The organism is Halogeometricum sp. S3BR5-2 (genome assembly GCF_031624635.1).
Classification (GTDB): Archaea; Halobacteriota; Halobacteria; order Halobacteriales; family Haloferacaceae; genus Halogeometricum; species Halogeometricum luteum.
Genome location: NZ_JAMQOQ010000001.1, coordinates 828,693 through 845,657, shown reverse-complemented (window position 1 = coordinate 845,657; position 16,965 = coordinate 828,693). Strand labels below are relative to the sequence as shown.

The window sequence follows — 16,965 nt, the reverse complement described above, 5'->3', positions numbered from 1 at the left end:
GGATGCCGTCGTCGCGCGCCGCCTCCGTCGCGGTCCGCCCCGCCCGTCGCGTCCGGCACCCGAATCCTTAATCATTTGCCCGGCAAAATCCGCGACATGTACGACGAGGACGAACTCGCGGCGATACGCGAGGCCCGCGAGGAGTGGGAGTCGGAGACCCGCGACCCGGCGCGAGAGCGGTCCGGGGAACGGAAAGACCGGTTCGCCACCGTCTCGAACCTCGGCGTCGAGGACCTCTACACGCCGGCGGACGTCGCCGACATCGACTTCGACTCGGACCTCGGATTCCCCGGCGAGTTCCCCTACACCCGCGGCCCGTACCCGACGATGTACCGCGGGCGGACGTGGACGATGCGGCAGTTCGCCGGCTTCGGAACCGCCGAAGAGACGAACGAGCGCTTCCACTTCCTCGTCGAGAACGGCCAGACCGGCCTCTCGACGGCGTTCGACATGCCGTCGCTGATGGGGAAAGACTCCGACGACCCCCTCTCGGACGGCGAGGTGGGAAAGGAGGGCGTCGCCGTCGACACCCTCCGCGACATGGAGATACTGTTCGACGGAATCGACGTCGGCGAGGTGTCAACCTCCTTCACCATCAACCCCTCCGCGCCCGTGATATACGCGATGTACGTCGCCCTCGCCGACCAGCAGGGCGTCCCGCGCGAGGAGTTGCGCGGCACCCTCCAGAACGACATGCTCAAGGAGTTCATCGCGCAGAAGGAGTGGGTCATCCCGCCCGGCCCCTCGCTCGGACTCGTGACCGACACCGTCGAGTTCGCCGCCGCGGAGACGCCGAAGTTCCACCCCATCTCGGTGTCGGGCTACCACATCCGGGAGGCCGGGTCGACAGCCGTCCAGGAACTCGCGTTCACCCTCACGGACGGGTTCGCCTACGTCGAGGACGCCCTCGAACGCGGGATGGACGTCGACGAGGTGGCGCCGCTCCTCTCCTTTTTCTTCAACTCGCACAACTCCATCTTCGAGGAGGTGGCGAAGTTCCGCGCCGCGAGGCGGATGTACGCGCGCGTGATGGAGGAGTGGTACGACGCCGAGGCGGAGGAGTCCAAGCGGCTGAAGTTCCACACGCAGACGGCGGGGCAGTCGCTCACGGCCCAGCAGCCGCTGAACAACGTCGTCCGCGTGACGATTCAGGCGCTGGCGGGCGTGCTCGGGGGAACCCAGAGCCTCCACACGAACAGCTTCGACGAGGCGCTCGCCCTGCCCGGCGAGGAGGCCGTCAGAGTGGCCCTCCGCACCCAGCAGATAATCGCCGAGGAGTCCGGCGCGGCGGACGTCATCGACCCCCTCGGCGGAAGCTTCTTCGTGGAGTCGCTCACCGACGAGGTGGAAGAGGAGGCGATGGCGTACGTCGAGGAGATACGCGAGATGGGTGAGGGTTCGGTCCGCGACGGCGTCCTCGCGGGCATCGAGCAGGGTTACTTCCACCGCGAGATTCAGGAGGCGTCCTACGAGTACCAAGAGCGCGTCGAGGACGGCGAGGAAGTCGTCGTCGGCGTCAACAAGTACGCCTCCGAGGAGGACTCCCGGCCGGACATCCTCACCGTCGACGAGGACACCCAAGAGCGGCAGTTGGCGCGCCTCGCCGAGGTGAAAGCGGAGCGAGACGACGACGCCGTCGCGGCGGCGCTGGACGACGTGCGCGCGGCCGTCGAGGCGGGCGAGAACGTCATGCCGTCGCTCGTCGCGGCGGTGAAGGCGTACGCGACGATGGGCGAGATAATGGACGTCTTCGAGGCGGAACACGGGAGCTACCGGGAGACGGTCGGCGTGGTCTGACCCGACTCGCGGCGGTTCTCGGGCGTGAGAACCGGCCCCGCACACGTAAGTAGGAGGACGGATACTCTCCCACGAGATGCGCACCGACCCCTCCGAGACGCTCCCCGCGGAGTTGCGCCCGCCGTCGACCCGGCGGTGGGCGATGCGGACCGTCGGCCTCCTCCTCGTCGGCGCGGGCCTGTGGTGGACCCTCCCGCACGCCGGCCTCGCCCTCCCCTCCGCCGAAGGCGAACACCACCTCTCGCTCGCGGTCATGGGCGGCGTCTCGCTGGCGCACGGTCTCGTCGCCGTCGCCGTCGTCGACTCGCTCTGAGCGCCCGCTTGCTGGAAGCTTATTTACCGCCGATAAGTTCCTTGCTTTTACAGCCATCGTCGATAATGAGAGCTCGCCCCTAGTCGCGGTGTTATGTCTGCAACGACAGTCGATTCGGACACCGTGAGAGCGTCGGAACCGACTCGACGGCGGCCGTCGGCGCGCGCGGAGGTTCGCTGAGATGCCGCGGGACACGAAACTCGCGAACCCGGCGCCCCTCGGCCTCATCGGCTTCGCGCTCACGACGTTCGTCATCGGACTCATCGAGTCCGGGTGGCTGACCTCCGAGAGCGCCATCCACACGCTCATCCCCCTCGCGATGGCGTACGGGGGGACCATCCAACTGTTCGCCGGACTGCTCGCGTTCCGGACGGGCAACACCTTCGAGACGACCGGATTCTGTACGTACGGCGCGTACTGGTGGTGGTGGGGTCTCACCGAACTGTTCGCGGCCAACGGCGTCCTCGACCCGAGCGCCACCGCTAACGGCGTCGTGCTGGTCGGGTTCGGCGTCATCACCACCTACCTCTGGTTCAGCACGTTCAACCTGAACTGGGCCCTCTGGTTCGTGTTCCTGACGCTGGCCCTGACGTTCTACTTCGTCGGGTTCGGCACGTGGCTCGGCCTCTCGTGGGGCAACGTCGTCGGCGGCTACCTCGCGATGGTGACGTCGCTGGCGGCGGCGTACACGAGTTTCGCCGAGGTGACGAACTGGACGTTCGCCGACTCGAAGGTGCCCCTCGGCGGGACGCCGTTCGGCGAGTCGTCCTCCTCGAACGCGTCGACGAGCGACTGAACGGAGCGCGGTTCGACGGGTCGCCCGTCGTCCGAGTTCCCGGCGACCCTTCTCGCTGAGTGCCGAACGTTACGCGGTCGCTCGCGCGGTCCGAGACGGCCACAACAGCTTAGTTATCCCGTCGCGGTCGCCCGATTAGCCCGATTGTGCGTTCGCATAGATTTATCATGGAGGATTCGGTAGCATAGCACGACCTATGTCAGACGGAGACGGAGAACTAGAGGCTCGGTTAGTTGAGCAAGAGGAGTTCGAACCGTCCGACGAGTTCGTCGAGCAGGCGAACGTCTCCGACCCGGACATCTACGAGGAGTTCGAGGAGAACTGGCCGCAGTGCTGGGAGCGCGCGGCCGATATGTTGGACTGGTACGACGACTACGACACGGTGCTGGACGACTCCGACGGCCCGTTCTACGAGTGGTTCCAGGGCGGGACGCTGAACGCGTCGTACAACTGCGTCGACCGACACGTCGAGGAGGGCAACGGCGACCGCACCGCCATCAACTGGGAGGGCGAACACGGCGAGACGCGCACGTACACCTACGAGGACCTCCAGCGCGAGGTGAACGAGTTCGCGGCGGCGCTCCGCGACCTCGGCGTCGAGGAGGACGACGTGGTGACGCTCTACATGCCGATGGTGCCGGAACTCCCCATCGCCATGCTCGCCTGCGCCCGCATCGGCGCGCCCCACTCCGTGGTGTTCGCCGGGTTCTCGGCGGACGCCCTCGCCACGCGGATGAACTCCGCGGATTCCCGATTCCTCGTTACCTGCGACGGCTACTACCGCCGCGGCGACGCCCTCGACCACATGGAGAAGGCCAACGAGGGCCTCGGCGGCGTCGACCACGGCGTCGACGCCACCGTCGTCGTCGACAGACTCGGCGAGGACGGCTTCGGGCACGACCTGAAGGGCAACCAGCACGACTGGGACGAACTGACGGACGAACACGAGGGCGAGGAGGTCGACCCCGTCGAACGCGACGCCGAGGACATGCTGTTCCTCATGTACACCTCGGGGACGACGGGCGAACCGAAGGGGGTCAAACACACCACCGCCGGCTACCTCGCGTACACGTCGTGGACGTCGCACTCGGTCCTCGACCTGAAACCCGAGGACACCTACTGGTGCTCGGCGGACATCGGGTGGATTACGGGCCACTCCTACATCGTCTACGGCCCCCTCGCCCTGGGCACGACGACGGTGATGTACGAGGGGACGCCCGACTTCCCCGAACGGGACCGCCTGTGGGAGATGGTCGAGGAGTACTCCGTCGACGTGTTCTACACCGCGCCGACGGCCATCCGCGCGTTCATGAAGTGGGGTTCGCAGTTCCCGGACGACCACGACCTGTCGTCGCTGCGACTGCTCGGGACCGTCGGCGAACCCATCAACCCGCGCGCGTGGAAGTGGTACTACCAGCACATCGGGGACGAGGAGTGTCCCATCGTCGACACGTGGTGGCAGACGGAGACGGGCGGAATGATGGTCACCACCCTCCCCGGCGTCGGCACGATGAAACCCGGGTCCGCCGGGCCGCCGCTTCCGGGCATCGACGCCCGCATCGTCGACACCGAGGGCGAGGAAGTCGAACCCGGGCGCGCGGGCTACCTCACGGTGAACAAGCCGTGGCCCGGGATGCTCCGGACGCTGTACGACAACGACGACCGCTTCGTCTCCGAGTACTGGCAGGAGTACTCCAACCCCGACGCCGACGAGTGGGTGTACTTCCCGGAGGACGGCGCGAAGATAGACGAGGACGGCTACATCACCATCCTCGGGCGCGTCGACGACGTGCTGAACGTCTCCGGACACCGCCTCGGCACGATGGAGATAGAGTCGGCCATCGTCGGCGTCGAGGGCGTCGCGGAGGCGGCCGTCGTCGGCGGCGACCACGAGGTGAAAGGCGAGGCCGTCTACGCCTACGTCATCCTCGAAGACGGCTACGAGGAGAGCGAGGAGATGCGCGAGAGGATAACCGAGGGCGTCGAGGACGCCATCGGTCCAATCGCCCGACCCGAGCAGGTGGTCTTCACGCCCGAACTGCCGAAGACGCGGTCGGGTAAGATCATGCGCCGCCTCCTCGAGGAGATAGCCAACGAGGAGGAACTCGGCGACACCACCACCCTGCGCAACCCCGAAATCGTCAAGGACATCCAGACGAAGGTCGGCGGGAACTGACCTGAATTAACCCGGGCGTCCGTTTCCGTTCCGCCGCGTCTCATCTCTCTCACTCCCCGTCCAACCACTCGCGGATGCACGACTCCTCGCGGAAGTACCGGCGGGTCCGCGTTCCCCTCTCGTCGACGACCACGAGGAGGTGTTCCTCCGAGAGGACCATCTCCTCGCCGCAGTTCGCGCACGGTTCGGTCCGCGTCCGCCCCGGACGCCACAGTCGGTGCGGGACGACGCGGACCACCGTCGCGTCCTCCTCGCCCCGCGGCGACCGTCCGGCGTACTCTGAGAGCGCCATCGCGACGCGGTACGGCGCGCCGCGTGAAGTTACTTGCTTCGGACGCGTCCCCACGAGAACGGACCTGAATCGAGCGTTCGGGGCCGTTCGGTACCTATCGGTACCGCTCGATAGATTCGCGTCGACCCGCGTATTTTATCATCGACGTTGATGACCTACGGACGCAATGGAGAAACCACTGCTCGTCACGGACTTTCTGGACCGAGCGCGGCGGCACTACGGCGGTCAGGAGGCGGTCGTCGCGACGACCGGTGAGCGGTACACGTACGAGGAACTCGGCGAACGCGCCGACGGCTACTCGGCGGCCCTCGCCGCGCGCGGCGTCGTGAAGGGCGACAGGGTGGCCGTTCTGGACCCGAACACCCACTACCACCTGGAAGCGGCCTACGGCGCGATGCAACTCGGGGCGGTGCACACGCCGCTGAACTACCGACTCGTCCCGGCGGACTACGAGTACATCCTGAACGACGCCGGCGTGAAGGTGGTGTACGCCGACCACGCGTACGCCGAGAAGATCGAAGCGGTGCGCGAGGACGTGCCGACGGAGACGTTCGTCACGAACGACCCCGAGAAGGTCGAGGGAGAGTGGCTCTCGTTCGACGACCTCGTCGCGGAGTCGACCGATTACGACCGCCCGGAGATGGCCGAGGACGACCTCATCACCATCAACTACACCTCGGGGACGACGGGCGACCCGAAGGGCGTCTGCCGGACCCACCGGACGGAGACGCTGCACGCGTACCTCGTCACCTCCCATCAGAACATCTCCGACGACGACGTCTACCTGTGGACGCTCCCGATGTTCCACGTCAACGGCTGGGGGCACCTCTACGCGGTCACGGGCGCGGGCGCCAAACACGTCTGCACCCGCGGCGTCGACGCCGAGTGGATATTCGACACCGTGCGCGAGGAGGACGTCTCCTACCTGTGCGCCGCGCCGACGGTGCTGAACATGCTGATGGACCACTACGACGACCGGGGCGGCGTCGAGACGGCGGGCGACGCGCCCGTCCGCGCGGCCACGGCGGGGGCGGCCCCGCCGGAGGCGACCATCCGGACCGTCGAGGACGAGTTCGGCTGGTATCTCATGCACGTCTACGGGGCGACCGAGACCGGACCGCTCATCACCACCTCCGACGCGCGCCGCTTCTTCGAGGACGACAGCGACGACCGCTTCGCGGTGAAGAAACAGCAGGGCATCGGCTACCTCGGCACCGACGTGCGCGTCGTCGACGAGGACGGCGAGGACGTGGCGCCGGACGGACAGACCGTCGGCGAAATAGTCGTGCGCGGCAACCAGGTGATGGACCGCTACTGGAACAAGCCCGAAGAGACCGAGGAGGCGTTCACGGACCGACTGGAGGGGTACTACCACATGGGCGACTTGGCCGTCGTCGACGAGGACGGCTTCGTCACCATCCAGGACAGGAAGAAGGACATCATCATCTCGGGCGGGGAGAACATCTCCAGCATCGAGTTGGAAGACACGCTGTTCGACCACGAGGCGGTCGGCGACGTGGCCGTGATTCCGATGCCCTCAGAGGAGTGGGGCGAGTCGCCGAAGGCGTTCGTCGTGCCGGCCAACGGCGACGTATCCGACCCCGGCGTGACCGCCGAGGAACTCATCGACTTCACGCGCGAACGCATCGCGACGTACAAGGCGCCGAAGGAAATCGCGTTCGTCGCCGAGTTGCCGAAGACGGCCACCGGGAAGATACAGAAGTACGAACTCCGCGAGGAGGAGTGGGCCGACGAGGACCGGATGGTCGGCCAGGGCTGAGTTACAAGTTACAGGTAGGCGGCGTCCCACCGGGCCGCCTTCCGGCGGTTCCGGCAGGTGTTGCACTCGATGCGCTCCATCGTGTCCATCGCCACGTCGAAGCTCTCGTCCTGTCCGCACATCCACCCGTAGCGCTCCGTGCGCTCCTCGTCCGTGTAGACGGCGTAGAACGGCGCACGCGACCCGCGGACGGCGTCGTCGTACGCCACGTACACCGTCGTTCCGTCCTCGGTCGTTCGCTCCTCGGTGAGTGCCCCTTCCCCTTCGTCGCCGAGGCGCTTGACGTACTCCACCTCCTCGAACTCCTCGCCGCCGATTCCGACGGTCCGTTCGCTCGCCTCTTCGTACCCCTGTTCGGCGTAGAACTCCCCGCCCGCTTCGTTGTCCGTCAGCACGCGCCCCTCGATGAGGTCGACCCCGCGGTCGCTGAGCACCTGTTCGACGCGCTTGAGCAGTTGCGTGCCGATTCCCTCGCCGCGGTGCTCCGGGACGACGTGAAGCCAGTCTATCTCGCCGACGACGACCTGTCCCGTCGACACGTACGCCTGCACGAAGCCGACCACCTCGCCGTCGTCGACGGCGACGACGAACACCGCCTCCTCGTCCTCGACGGCGTCGCTCACCGTCTCGCCGTCGTACCACTCTTCGACGGCGTCGGCCATCGTCGATTCATCGATGGCGTGCCCGTAGGAGGCGGTCATCGACCGCTCGGCGACCGACCGGATCTGCGCTGCGTCGTCCGTCGTGGCGTCTCGAAGATCCATGCCACCCGTTACGCCGTTGGCCCACTTCACGTTCGTGGCTCGTGCTACCACGCATGACAGTCGTGCTCCGACGACAGTTTTCGCCTCTCGGTCGACCCGGTACCCGCCGAGACGGTGTCGTACCGTCCGTCTCTGCGGGTGCGGCGCGCGCGGCGCCGGGGCGGACGCGTTCCGCCGCGCGTTCGGCGTCGACGCCGCGCCCGCGGTGCGGTGTTTCCGCGACGGAACGCTGGAGACGCTGAAGAGGGAAAGAAAGCCGCCGGCGGAACTCGCGACGCCGTTCGGGACCGGCTACGAGGCGTCGGCGTAGCCGATCTCTCGACCGGTTTTTCCGACGTTCACTTCACGACGCCGGTGACCATCACCGGACGGTCCGCGCCGAGGATGACCGACTGCGTGACGCTGCCGAACAGCGCCTTCCCGGCGGGCGAGCGCTTCCGCCCGCCCACGACGACGAGGTCGGCGTCGACGTCGTCCGCGACCGAGACGATGGCGTCGGCGGGGTCGCCGCTCGACTCCTCGACGTCGTACTCGATGCCCGCCGCTTCGAGCGTCTCGCTCGCCTCCCGGACCGAGTGGACCTGCGTCGCCGACGCGCCGCTCGGGTTGTCGACGAAACTGTGGATGAGCGTCACCCGCTTCTCGCTCGACTCGCCCGGCAGGTTCACCACCTCCTCGACGCACCGGCGGGCGTGTTCCTCCTCCTCGTCGACGCCGACTACCACGTGATACATACTAACAAGTGCCGCGTCGCGAAGCTTAGTCCTTTGGGGGACGGCGGCGGTGTTCGACGCTCGAACCCCGGTACGGCGGGGTTCTCGTCGTCCGGGTGGCCCGCCGTTCGGGCGGCGCTCGTCGGCCTCGCGGGACGCCCGGCTACACCGCCTCGTCGTCGAGGTTCCGCGAGACGTAGACGACGAGCGCCAACGGGACGCCCAACACCAGCGCGATGGTCAACGCCCCGTAAGCGGCGAATCCGAGCGGCGTCGGCGGGAACGGGACGAGAAACAGGAATCGAGGGGCGCGCAGGCCGTCGACGAAAACGCCGACGAGGAAGCCGGCGACGCTGGTGACGGCGACGAGAGCGGCGTAGAGGATACCGACCATCCGCGGGCCGCGGAGTCCCGGTTCGGCGCTCGCGTCGGCGTCTTCGTCCGCGTGGTCGCTCACATTCGGAGTCGGGCGGCCGGGCGGTTAGCCGTTCCGCTCTTCACCTCGCGTCCGGGACACGGTCGCCGAGAGAGCGCACCGACGGCTCTTTGAGCGTGCGACCGTAACCGACGACTATGTCCGACAGAGATTTGCTCGGCCTCCTGCTCGCCGCCGTGGCGGTGCTGATGTCGCTCACGGGCGTCCTCCTCGCCATCTGAACGCCGCCCGCGAGACGCTCTCCTCTTCCGCCGAGCGACTGCGTTCGTGGTTCGTGGTTCGTACGCTACGCTCCTCCGTTCGCGCGACTCCGCCCCGAACCCGTCGGCCGACCGTGAATCGCTGTCGCCGTCACCGTCGCTCGTCGGGCGGGGCGTCGGAGAAAATCCGCAGGCGGCGAGGATAGAAGCGAAGTCGCTGCGTCAGTTCGCGTCGTCGGCCGTCTCGTCCGCGTCGGCCGCCTGTCCGCCGTCGGTGCGGGCCTCCCCTTCCTCGCCCCCGTCGGCGACTGCGGTCTTGAGCTTCCGGTCGTACCAGTTCCACTCGGCCGTGTAGAGGTTGTCCTCCTTGAGGTTCCACGGGTCGCCGTTCTCGACCGTGGGGCCTTCGAGCCACGACTGGACGAAGTTCCAGACGAAGATTATCTGGCCGACCAGGAGGATGAGCGCGCCGAGCGTCGCAACTTGGTGGAGCGTGGCGAACTGCGGCAGGTACGTCGCGTACCGCCGGGGCATCCCGCCGTAGCCCATCAGAATCATCGCGAAGAACGTGACGTTCGTCCCGACCATCGAGAGCCAGAAGTGGGCCTTCCCGAGGGTGCGCTGGTACATCCGGCCCGTGTAGAGCGGGAACCAGTAGTACAGGCCCGCGAACCCGGCGAAGGCGATGGCGCCCATGACGATGTAGTGGAAGTGGCCCACGACGTAGTAGGTGTCGTGCAGCACCAGGTCGACGGGAACGGACGCGAGGAACACGCCCGTGACGCCGCCGATGATGAAGTTCGAGACGAACCCGATGCAGTACAGCATCGGCGTCGTCAGCCGGACTCTCCCGTTCCACATCGTCGTGATCCAGTTGAACGTCTTGACCGCACTCGGTATGGCGATTGCCAACGAGACGGCCATGAACGAGGCGCGGAGCCGCGGGTCGATGCCCGTCGCGAACATGTGGTGGGCCCACACGCCGAACGAGAGCACGCCGATGGCGAGCGTCGAGTAGACGACGAACTTGAAGCCGAACAGCCGCCGTCCGGAGAACCGCGGGAGGACGTAGCTGACGATGCCCATCGGCGGCAACACGAGGATGTACACTTCGGGGTGACCGAAGAACCAGAACAGGTGCTGCCAGAGGATGGGGTCGCCGCCGTTAACGAAGAACGCCGTCCCGAAGTTGCGGTCGAGAAGCAGCATGATGAGCGCGCTCCCGAGAAGCGGGAACGCGAACAGGATGAGCCCCGACTGCGTGAGGATGGTCCACGAGAAGATGTCGAGGTTCGCCCAGGTGACCTCCTCGGCGCGTTCGGTGAAGATGGTCGCGATGAAGTTGATGGCGCCCATCGTGGCCGAGACGCCCGAGAGGTGGAGGCCGAGCAGCATCATGTCGACGCCGGCGTTCGCCTGATTCCCGTTGCCGATACCCGCCGACAGCGGCGTGTACATCGTCCACGCGGTCTGTGCGGGGATGAGGTCCGGAATCGGGAAGAAGCCCGCCCAGATGAGCAGCGCCGCGGGCGGCAGGAGCCAGAAGGCGATGGCGTTGATGCGCGGGAACGCCATGTCGTCGGCGTCGATGAGAAGCGGGATGAGGTAGTTCGAGAACGCCGCGATGATGGGCGTCCCGAACAGGAACAGCATCGTGATTCCGTGGCTGGTGAGAAGCGAGTTGTAGAACGTGTTCGAGATGAGCGTCATGCCCGGGTCGGCCAGTTCCACCCGCATCAGCACCACCATCAGTCCGCCGACGGCGAACGAGATGAGACCGAAGGTGCCGTACAGAATCCCGATGTCTTTGTGGTCGACGGTGGTCAGCCATCGGATGACTCCGGATGGCTTCTCTTCGGAGGCGTACCCCTCCTGCCCGTACGCACCGCCACCCCCCGCGAGCGGGGTGTAGGTGCGCCAGTTTTCGACCCGCGCGAGCCACGCGGCGACGGCGACGAGGAAAACCCCCATCAGAACCGTCAGTGCTAGCTGTCCAGTAACCTGCATGGGCGTGAATCAGGAACGGAGGGTAATGAAAGGTTCGGGAACGCTCCGCGGGGTGCGGAAATCGAACGCCGTCGGGCGTACGCGCTGTCTCAGTTCTGGGTCGTCTCGTCGTCGGTCTGGGCCGTCTCGTCGTCCGTCCGAGTCGACTCGTCGTCGCCGCTCTCCAACTCCGCGGGGCCGTCGTCGTCGTTGCCGTCGTCGACCGCCGCTTGCTCCGCCTGCTCTTCGTACTCGTGGAGTTCGGTCGGTTCGTCGACGGTCGCCTGTCCCTGTAGGAACACGGCCGAGCGCTTCTCGTCGCCCGCGATCGCCTTCCCGGACACGTACGTCAGGGCCGCGAGCGCCACGAACGGGACGAGCAACAGTCCGTACTGCACCGCCATCGCGAGGAGGTCCCCCCGGCCGAACAGGGGGAACGCCGCGAACGCGACGATGAAGAAGGCGATGATGAACAGCGGGATCATGTTGACAGTGAGGTCGAGGAGCGTCTCCCTGTCGAATATCTCGTTCGCCATGGTCGCCAGTTTCGGGGCGGAATCAAATAGGTTGTTGGTTCGTCCGTCCGGCGCGCCTCAGAGCGACGGTTCCTCGCCCGACCCGAACAGGTGGCCGGCGACGCTCGCCAACAGGAGGATGACGGCGGCGGCGACGATGGCGTACCCTCGCGTCTGGAGGTTCAGCCCCGTGAACACGAACGCGGCGCCGAGGGCGAGGAAGATGACGCCGAGGACGGCCAGCGGTCCCCACGGCGTCTTCGCGTAGCCGGACTCTCTGGTCATCCCGGCGACGCTTCCCGAGAACAGGAGGAGGCCGCCGACGGCGACGGGAAAGAGGTCGAACAGGATTCCGATCTCTGAGATGGGGATGCCGAGTGCGACGAATATCGGCCACGGGCTTGCCGTCCGGTACTGGTCGGAGAGTCCCGGCGTATCGTCCATACGAACCGTTGGTGTTCCGTCGTACAAAGCGCTTCGGAAGGATTCGGGCGTCCCTCGCCGCCGAGGACCAGTCAGGGAACCGTGACGCCGTGTCGGGTGAGAAAGTCGCTGACCGCTTTTATCTCGACGGGGCTCCCGATTATCTTACAGATACCGTCGCTCGGAAACACGGTGATGGTGAACTCCCGTTTCAACTCCTCGCGGACGTCTTCCAGCGACGCGCACGGAACGACGATTTGGGTGCTGTCCCGGAGGTTGGACGGGTCGGGCATCTCCTCACTGCGTTCCCTCACGAGTTCGATTGATAACGGTATCGAAGTGCTTGTCGCGGGACACGTCGCGGTCCGGCGGCGCGGAAGGAACAACTTTTTCGACGTACGTGGCCGAGGCTTAGGCGATGGGACTGGAGGAGGAGATAGACGACCTCCGAGAGGAGATAGCCAACACGCCGTACAACAAGGCCACGGAGTCGCACATCGGTCGGCTGAAGGCGAAGCTCTCGGAGAAGAAAGAGAAACTGGAGAACCAATCCTCCAGCGGTGGCGGCCACGGCTACGCCGTCGAGAAGACGGGCGACGTGACCGTGGCCCTCGTCGGGTTCCCCAGCGTCGGCAAGTCGACGCTCATCAACGCCCTCACGAACGCCGACAGCGAGGTCGGCGAGTACGAGTTCACGACGCTGAACGTCAACCCCGGCATGCTCCACTACAACGGAGCGAACATCCAGATTCTGGACGTACCGGGCCTCATCGAAGGGGCCGCGAGCGGACGCGGCGGCGGCAAGGAGGTGCTGTCGGTCGTCCGCACCGCCGACCTCGTGGTGTTCATGCTCTCGGTGTTCGAGATAGAGCGCTACGAGCGCCTGCGCGAGGAACTGTACGAGAACAAGATACGCCTCGACACGACGCCGCCCAGCGTCACCATCTCGAAGAAACACAAAGGCGGCATTCAGGTCACGACGACGGACGACGTCTCCCTCGACGAGAACACCATCAAGGAGGTGCTCCGCGAGTACGGCTACGTCAACGCCGACGTGACCATCCGCGGCGACCTGACCATCGACGAACTCATCGACGGCATCATGGACAACCGGGTGTACCTGCCGTCGATGGTCACGGTGAACAAGGCCGACCTCATCGAGAAGGACTACCTCCCGACGGTGAAGGAGAACCTCCGCGAGTTCGACATCGACCCCGACGAGGCCATTTTCATCAGCGCCGAGACGGAGAAGGGCCTCGAAGGGCTCAAAGAGACGATGTGGGAACGGCTGGGCCTCATCCGCGTCTACATGGACAAACCCGGCCGCGGCGTCGACTACGAGGAACCGCTCGTCCTCCAGGAGGGCGAGAACACCGTCGACGACGCCCTGCACAGACTCGGCGGCACCCTCGACGAGCGGTTCCGGTTCGCCCGCGTCACCGGCCCGAGCGCCAAACACGACGAGCAGCAGGTCGGCCGCGACCACGAACTCGCCGACGAGGACGTGCTCCGGGTCATCGCGCGGAAGTAGCGCGGTCGTGTCCCACTCTCACGACGGACCCGCTCGGTCGGTCCCCGCGCTCACCGTTCCCCTTCTCCTCTGCCTCCTCGCCCTCCCGTGGTCGGTGCAGACGTTCGTCGGTCGGACCCCGACGCTCGTCTTCCCGTGGGGCCTGCTCAACCTCGAACCGTTCGGCGTGACGACCGTCTCTGATTTTCTGTTCGTCTACACCGCCGGCCTGCCCGACTACATCTACGCGTGGCCGCTCTCGGTGCTGCTCTACCTCGCGGCGTTCGCATTCGCCGTCGCCGGTCCGGCCCTCGACGTCGAGGACGGGCGGGTCGTCGCCGGTCTGCTGGGCGCCGCGGCCGTGGCGCAACTCACCCTGGCGCGGGGGTTCTCGGTGCAACCGGGCCGGACGGCGTGGCCCGTCGGGACGGTGCTCCTCCTCGCCGTCGCCGCGTACGTCTACCTCGGCGGGTCCGATAGCGCGCGGGCCGAGCGCTAGTCGTCCGACGCCGCGCCGGGGCGGTACTGCTGGCTCACGGACTTCCACTTGCCCGTCGAGAACCGGTAGTAGTTGATGATGCCCGGAATCGTCGTCTCCGCGAGGAAGGAGAGATACAGCAGTTCTATCTGGTTCGTCTGCGCGGCGAGATAGGCCAGGGGAATCGAACAGCCGAACATGCCGAGCAGTTGGCTGAGGAAGGGGACGCGCGTGTCGCCGCTGGCGTCCAGCGGCCCGGCGGACGCTCCGGAGACGCCCTGCATGAGCACCGCGGCGCAGGCGGCGTAGACGAGCGACACCGCGATGGGAACCGCGGGCGAGGACGGACTCTCGGCGAACTGGCGCACGATGGGTTCGGCGAAGGCGGCGATGAGTGCGGCGGAGACGACGTACGTCGCCACCGCGTGGAGGATGATCTCGCGGCCGTACGCCTCCGCCGTCTCCTCGTCGTTCCGCCCGAGCGACTGGCCGACGAGGCTCGAGGAGGCGAGTCCGAAGCCCCATCCGGGCGTGTTCATGATGCCCCAGATGCGCCGCGCGATGACGAACGCGGCCGTCACGTTCGGTCCGAGGGCGCTCACGAAGAAGAGCATCGGGAACTCGGCGACGGTCCAGACGAGCGACCGGCCGAAGACGGGCAGGCCGATGGAGAAGATGTCTCGCATCGGTTCGAGGGCGGCGTAGCGGCCGAACGGGTCGATCTGTACGGGAAACGCGCCGACGCCGGGGAGGCCGCCGCGCGCGAGTCCGAGGGCGAACGCGCCCGTGACGACGACGTTCGAGAGCACGGTGCCGACGGCCGCCCCCTCGACGCCCAGTCCGAGACCGAAGATGAGCGCGGCGTTGACGACGACGTTGACGGCCGCGCCGCCGGCGCGGAGCACCATGGCGATGTAGGCGTCGTCGGCGCCGACGAGCGTGCGGCTTCCGACGAGATTCAATCCGGCGAACGGGACGCCGAGGCCGACGATTCGGAGGTAGCGCGCGCCGAGGGCTATCGATTCGGGGTCGTTCGTCAGCACCGAGATGAGCGGCTCCGAGAAGAGCCAGAAGGCCGCCGTGACCGGCAGCGTCGCGAGGACGGTCAGGACGGCGCTCGAACGCACGGCGACGCCGAGGCCGTCGGACCGACCGGCGCCGTAGCGCTGGGAGACCAGCGCCAGCGTCCCGGCGGCGACGCCGCCGCCGAGGGCGAACGCGAGACCCCAGTAGGGGCCGGCGAACCCGACGCCGTTGATGGCGGCGACGCCGACGGCGCTGCCGACCATCGCCACGTCGACGGCGTTCTTCGACATGCGGGCGATGCCCGTGACGACGCGGGGCCACGCGAGTTCGGCGGTTCTGACCGCTCTGTCGCGGTCGACCAGACCGAAGTGGGCGAGGAGGAGACCGACCGAGAGGATGCAGCGTCTGACTGGGTTGGGGACTCTTGACACGGGGGCGAGGACACCTATTTCGATTCGATATACCTCCTTCCGAGTCGACCGCCTTGTGCGTATCGAAGTAGCGCCCGTCCCTCCGTTCGCGGCGTCCCGCCCCTTCCGCGGTCGGTACGCTTTTCGACGCCCCGGCCCATCGCTCGCACATGTCCGGAGTACTCGACCACGTGATGATGCGCGTCGAAGACCTCGACGAATCGCTGGAGTGGTACACCACGCACCTCGACTACGAGGAGAAGGGTCGCTGGGAGGCCGACACCTTCACGAACGTCTTCCTCGGCCCCGAGGACGCCGGCGAGGACGACGCGCTGCTCGAACTGACGTACAACCACGACGACCGCACCTACGAGATGGGCGACGCGTGGGGGCACATCGCCGTGCGCGTCCCCGAGGACGAACTGCAGTCCTCGTACGACCAACTGATGGAGGAGGGCGTCGAGGACTACCGCGACCCCGAATCGAACGACAACCGCTACGCGTTCGTCAAGGACCCCGACGGCCACGAGATAGAGATCGTCAAGCGCGACCACGGCGCGAAGTGGAGCCTCGACCACACGATGATCCGCGTCGAGGACGCCGACGACGCCCTCGGCTTCTGGACCCGCAAGTTCGAGTACGAGCACACGAGTCGCTGGGAGTCGGACTCCTTCGCGAACTACTTCATGGCGCCGCAGGACGCCTCCGAGGACGCGATGACCGTCGAACTCACCTACAACTACGGCGGTCAGACGTACGACATGGGCGACGCGTGGGGCCACCTCGCCGTCCGAACCGACGACCTCGACGAGGAGTGGGAGACGCTGATGGAACGCGAGGCGGAGGACTACCGCGACCCCGAGTCCTGCGACAACCGCTACGCGTTCACGAAGGACCAGGACGGCCACGAAATCGAAATCGTCACCGACGACTGAGGACGCGTCCGACCCCGCTTTTCTTCGAGCCGAGTCGTCGACCCCGTTCCGAGGAACGTTATCGGACGTGATAGCCACGGCTTCTCACCGACTCCACCGACTGCAATGGAGCGACAGAACCGTTACCGCGGCATTCGTCCGCACTCCAATTCAGGAAAGAAAGAGTTTTTATTAGAACCGATATTCGGTGCAACTACACTACGATGCGGCCGGGGTCGTTCGAGAACACCTCATGTGGGGGTTTAGAGACGTCTCTGCGAGTCGATTCGGTCGTAGCCGGTAGTGCAAAATCACAGATGATACATAGATCAGAACGGCTCCGGGCCGTCACGTTCGCCGTATTAGTGACTTTCTCGACTGTCGCCGGCACCGTCGCGTTCACGGGGACCGCCGCCGCGGACGCGTCGGACATCGA

At 66.6% G+C, this 16,965-nt stretch carries 18 protein-coding genes; 8 read left to right on the top strand and 10 right to left on the bottom strand.

The annotated features are described in order from the left end of the window. The first annotated feature begins 96 nt into the window (after nucleotides 1–96). The 4 genes from NDI79_RS04385 (at nucleotide 97) to acs (ending at nucleotide 5,082) form a co-directional block, all read left to right on the top strand. A complete protein-coding gene (locus tag NDI79_RS04385; RefSeq protein ID WP_310927221.1) occupies nucleotides 97–1,797 on the top strand; it encodes a methylmalonyl-CoA mutase family protein in 1,701 nt (566 codons plus the stop codon). A gap of 76 nt (nucleotides 1,798–1,873) precedes the next feature. Continuing rightward, nucleotides 1,874–2,110 carry a hypothetical protein gene (locus NDI79_RS04380; RefSeq protein ID WP_310927220.1) on the top strand — a complete coding sequence of 79 codons (237 nt, stop codon included), beginning with the start codon at nucleotides 1,874–1,876 and terminating at the stop codon, nucleotides 2,108–2,110. 181 nt (nucleotides 2,111–2,291) lie between these two features. Further along, nucleotides 2,292–2,906: an acetate uptake transporter gene (locus tag NDI79_RS04375; protein WP_310927219.1), complete on the top strand. Its 615-nt coding sequence runs from the start codon at nucleotides 2,292–2,294 to the stop codon at nucleotides 2,904–2,906. A 196-nt stretch (nucleotides 2,907–3,102) separates the two neighbouring features. After that, nucleotides 3,103–5,082 carry an acetate--CoA ligase gene (gene acs, locus NDI79_RS04370; RefSeq protein WP_310927218.1) on the top strand — a complete coding sequence of 660 codons (1,980 nt, stop codon included), beginning with the start codon at nucleotides 3,103–3,105 and terminating at the stop codon, nucleotides 5,080–5,082. 49 nt (nucleotides 5,083–5,131) lie between these two features. On the opposite strand, the gene NDI79_RS04365 is transcribed toward acs, so the two are convergent. Beyond that, on the bottom strand, nucleotides 5,132–5,374 hold the full coding sequence (locus tag NDI79_RS04365) for a DUF7576 family protein (RefSeq protein WP_310927217.1): 243 nt from the start codon (nucleotides 5,372–5,374) through the stop codon (nucleotides 5,132–5,134). Between the two features lie 166 nt (nucleotides 5,375–5,540). On the opposite strand from NDI79_RS04365, the gene NDI79_RS04360 reads away from it, so the two are divergent. After that, nucleotides 5,541–7,154: a long-chain-fatty-acid--CoA ligase gene (locus tag NDI79_RS04360; RefSeq protein WP_310927216.1), complete on the top strand. Its 1,614-nt coding sequence runs from the start codon at nucleotides 5,541–5,543 to the stop codon at nucleotides 7,152–7,154. A gap of 8 nt (nucleotides 7,155–7,162) precedes the next feature. On the opposite strand, the gene NDI79_RS04355 is transcribed toward NDI79_RS04360, so the two are convergent. The 8 genes from NDI79_RS04355 to NDI79_RS04320 all read right to left on the bottom strand — a co-directional run bounded on the left by NDI79_RS04355 (nucleotide 7,163) and on the right by NDI79_RS04320 (nucleotide 12,484). Beyond that, nucleotides 7,163–7,918 (bottom strand): GNAT family N-acetyltransferase, encoded by a 756-nt coding sequence (locus tag NDI79_RS04355; protein WP_310927215.1) that lies wholly within the window; start codon nucleotides 7,916–7,918, stop codon nucleotides 7,163–7,165. 338 nt (nucleotides 7,919–8,256) lie between these two features. Then, on the bottom strand, nucleotides 8,257–8,652 hold the full coding sequence (locus NDI79_RS04350) for a universal stress protein (RefSeq protein ID WP_310927214.1): 396 nt from the start codon (nucleotides 8,650–8,652) through the stop codon (nucleotides 8,257–8,259). 142 nt (nucleotides 8,653–8,794) lie between these two features. Continuing rightward, nucleotides 8,795–9,088 (bottom strand): DUF7520 family protein, encoded by a 294-nt coding sequence (locus tag NDI79_RS04345; protein ID WP_425499566.1) that lies wholly within the window; start codon nucleotides 9,086–9,088, stop codon nucleotides 8,795–8,797. 40 nt (nucleotides 9,089–9,128) lie between these two features. Next, a complete protein-coding gene (locus tag NDI79_RS04340) occupies nucleotides 9,129–9,266 on the bottom strand; it encodes a hypothetical protein (protein WP_310927213.1) in 138 nt (45 codons plus the stop codon). 223 nt (nucleotides 9,267–9,489) lie between these two features. Further along, on the bottom strand, nucleotides 9,490–11,238 hold the full coding sequence (gene ctaD, locus NDI79_RS04335; RefSeq protein WP_310927629.1) for a cytochrome c oxidase subunit I: 1,749 nt from the start codon (nucleotides 11,236–11,238) through the stop codon (nucleotides 9,490–9,492). Nucleotides 11,239–11,363: 125 nt separating this feature from the next. Then, nucleotides 11,364–11,789 carry a DUF6684 family protein gene (locus tag NDI79_RS04330; RefSeq protein ID WP_310927212.1) on the bottom strand — a complete coding sequence of 142 codons (426 nt, stop codon included), beginning with the start codon at nucleotides 11,787–11,789 and terminating at the stop codon, nucleotides 11,364–11,366. A gap of 57 nt (nucleotides 11,790–11,846) precedes the next feature. Continuing rightward, the gene (locus NDI79_RS04325; protein WP_310927211.1) at nucleotides 11,847–12,212 is read right to left on the bottom strand and encodes a DUF7541 family protein; all 366 of its coding nucleotides are present in this window, start codon (nucleotides 12,210–12,212) and stop codon (nucleotides 11,847–11,849) included. Nucleotides 12,213–12,283: 71 nt separating this feature from the next. Then, entirely contained in the window at nucleotides 12,284–12,484 is a 201-nt protein-coding gene (locus NDI79_RS04320; RefSeq protein WP_310927210.1) for a VNG_1110C family protein, read from the bottom strand. Nucleotides 12,485–12,609: 125 nt separating this feature from the next. On the opposite strand from NDI79_RS04320, the gene NDI79_RS04315 reads away from it, so the two are divergent. After that, nucleotides 12,610–13,722, top strand: a complete 1,113-nt coding sequence (locus NDI79_RS04315) for an OBG GTPase family GTP-binding protein (RefSeq protein ID WP_310927209.1) — start codon at nucleotides 12,610–12,612, stop codon at nucleotides 13,720–13,722. A gap of 7 nt (nucleotides 13,723–13,729) precedes the next feature. Next, nucleotides 13,730–14,200 carry a TIGR04206 family protein gene (locus tag NDI79_RS04310; RefSeq protein ID WP_310927208.1) on the top strand — a complete coding sequence of 157 codons (471 nt, stop codon included), beginning with the start codon at nucleotides 13,730–13,732 and terminating at the stop codon, nucleotides 14,198–14,200. Here NDI79_RS04310 and NDI79_RS04305 read toward each other — a convergent pair. Continuing rightward, entirely contained in the window at nucleotides 14,197–15,636 is a 1,440-nt protein-coding gene (locus NDI79_RS04305; protein ID WP_310927207.1) for an MATE family efflux transporter, read from the bottom strand. The two genes, NDI79_RS04310 and NDI79_RS04305, sit on opposite strands and share 4 nt — an antisense overlap. A 149-nt stretch (nucleotides 15,637–15,785) precedes the next feature. Between NDI79_RS04305 and NDI79_RS04300 the strand changes: the two genes are divergently transcribed. Then, nucleotides 15,786–16,550 carry a VOC family protein gene (locus NDI79_RS04300; protein ID WP_310927206.1) on the top strand — a complete coding sequence of 255 codons (765 nt, stop codon included), beginning with the start codon at nucleotides 15,786–15,788 and terminating at the stop codon, nucleotides 16,548–16,550. The last annotated feature ends 415 nt before the right edge of the window (nucleotides 16,551–16,965 follow it).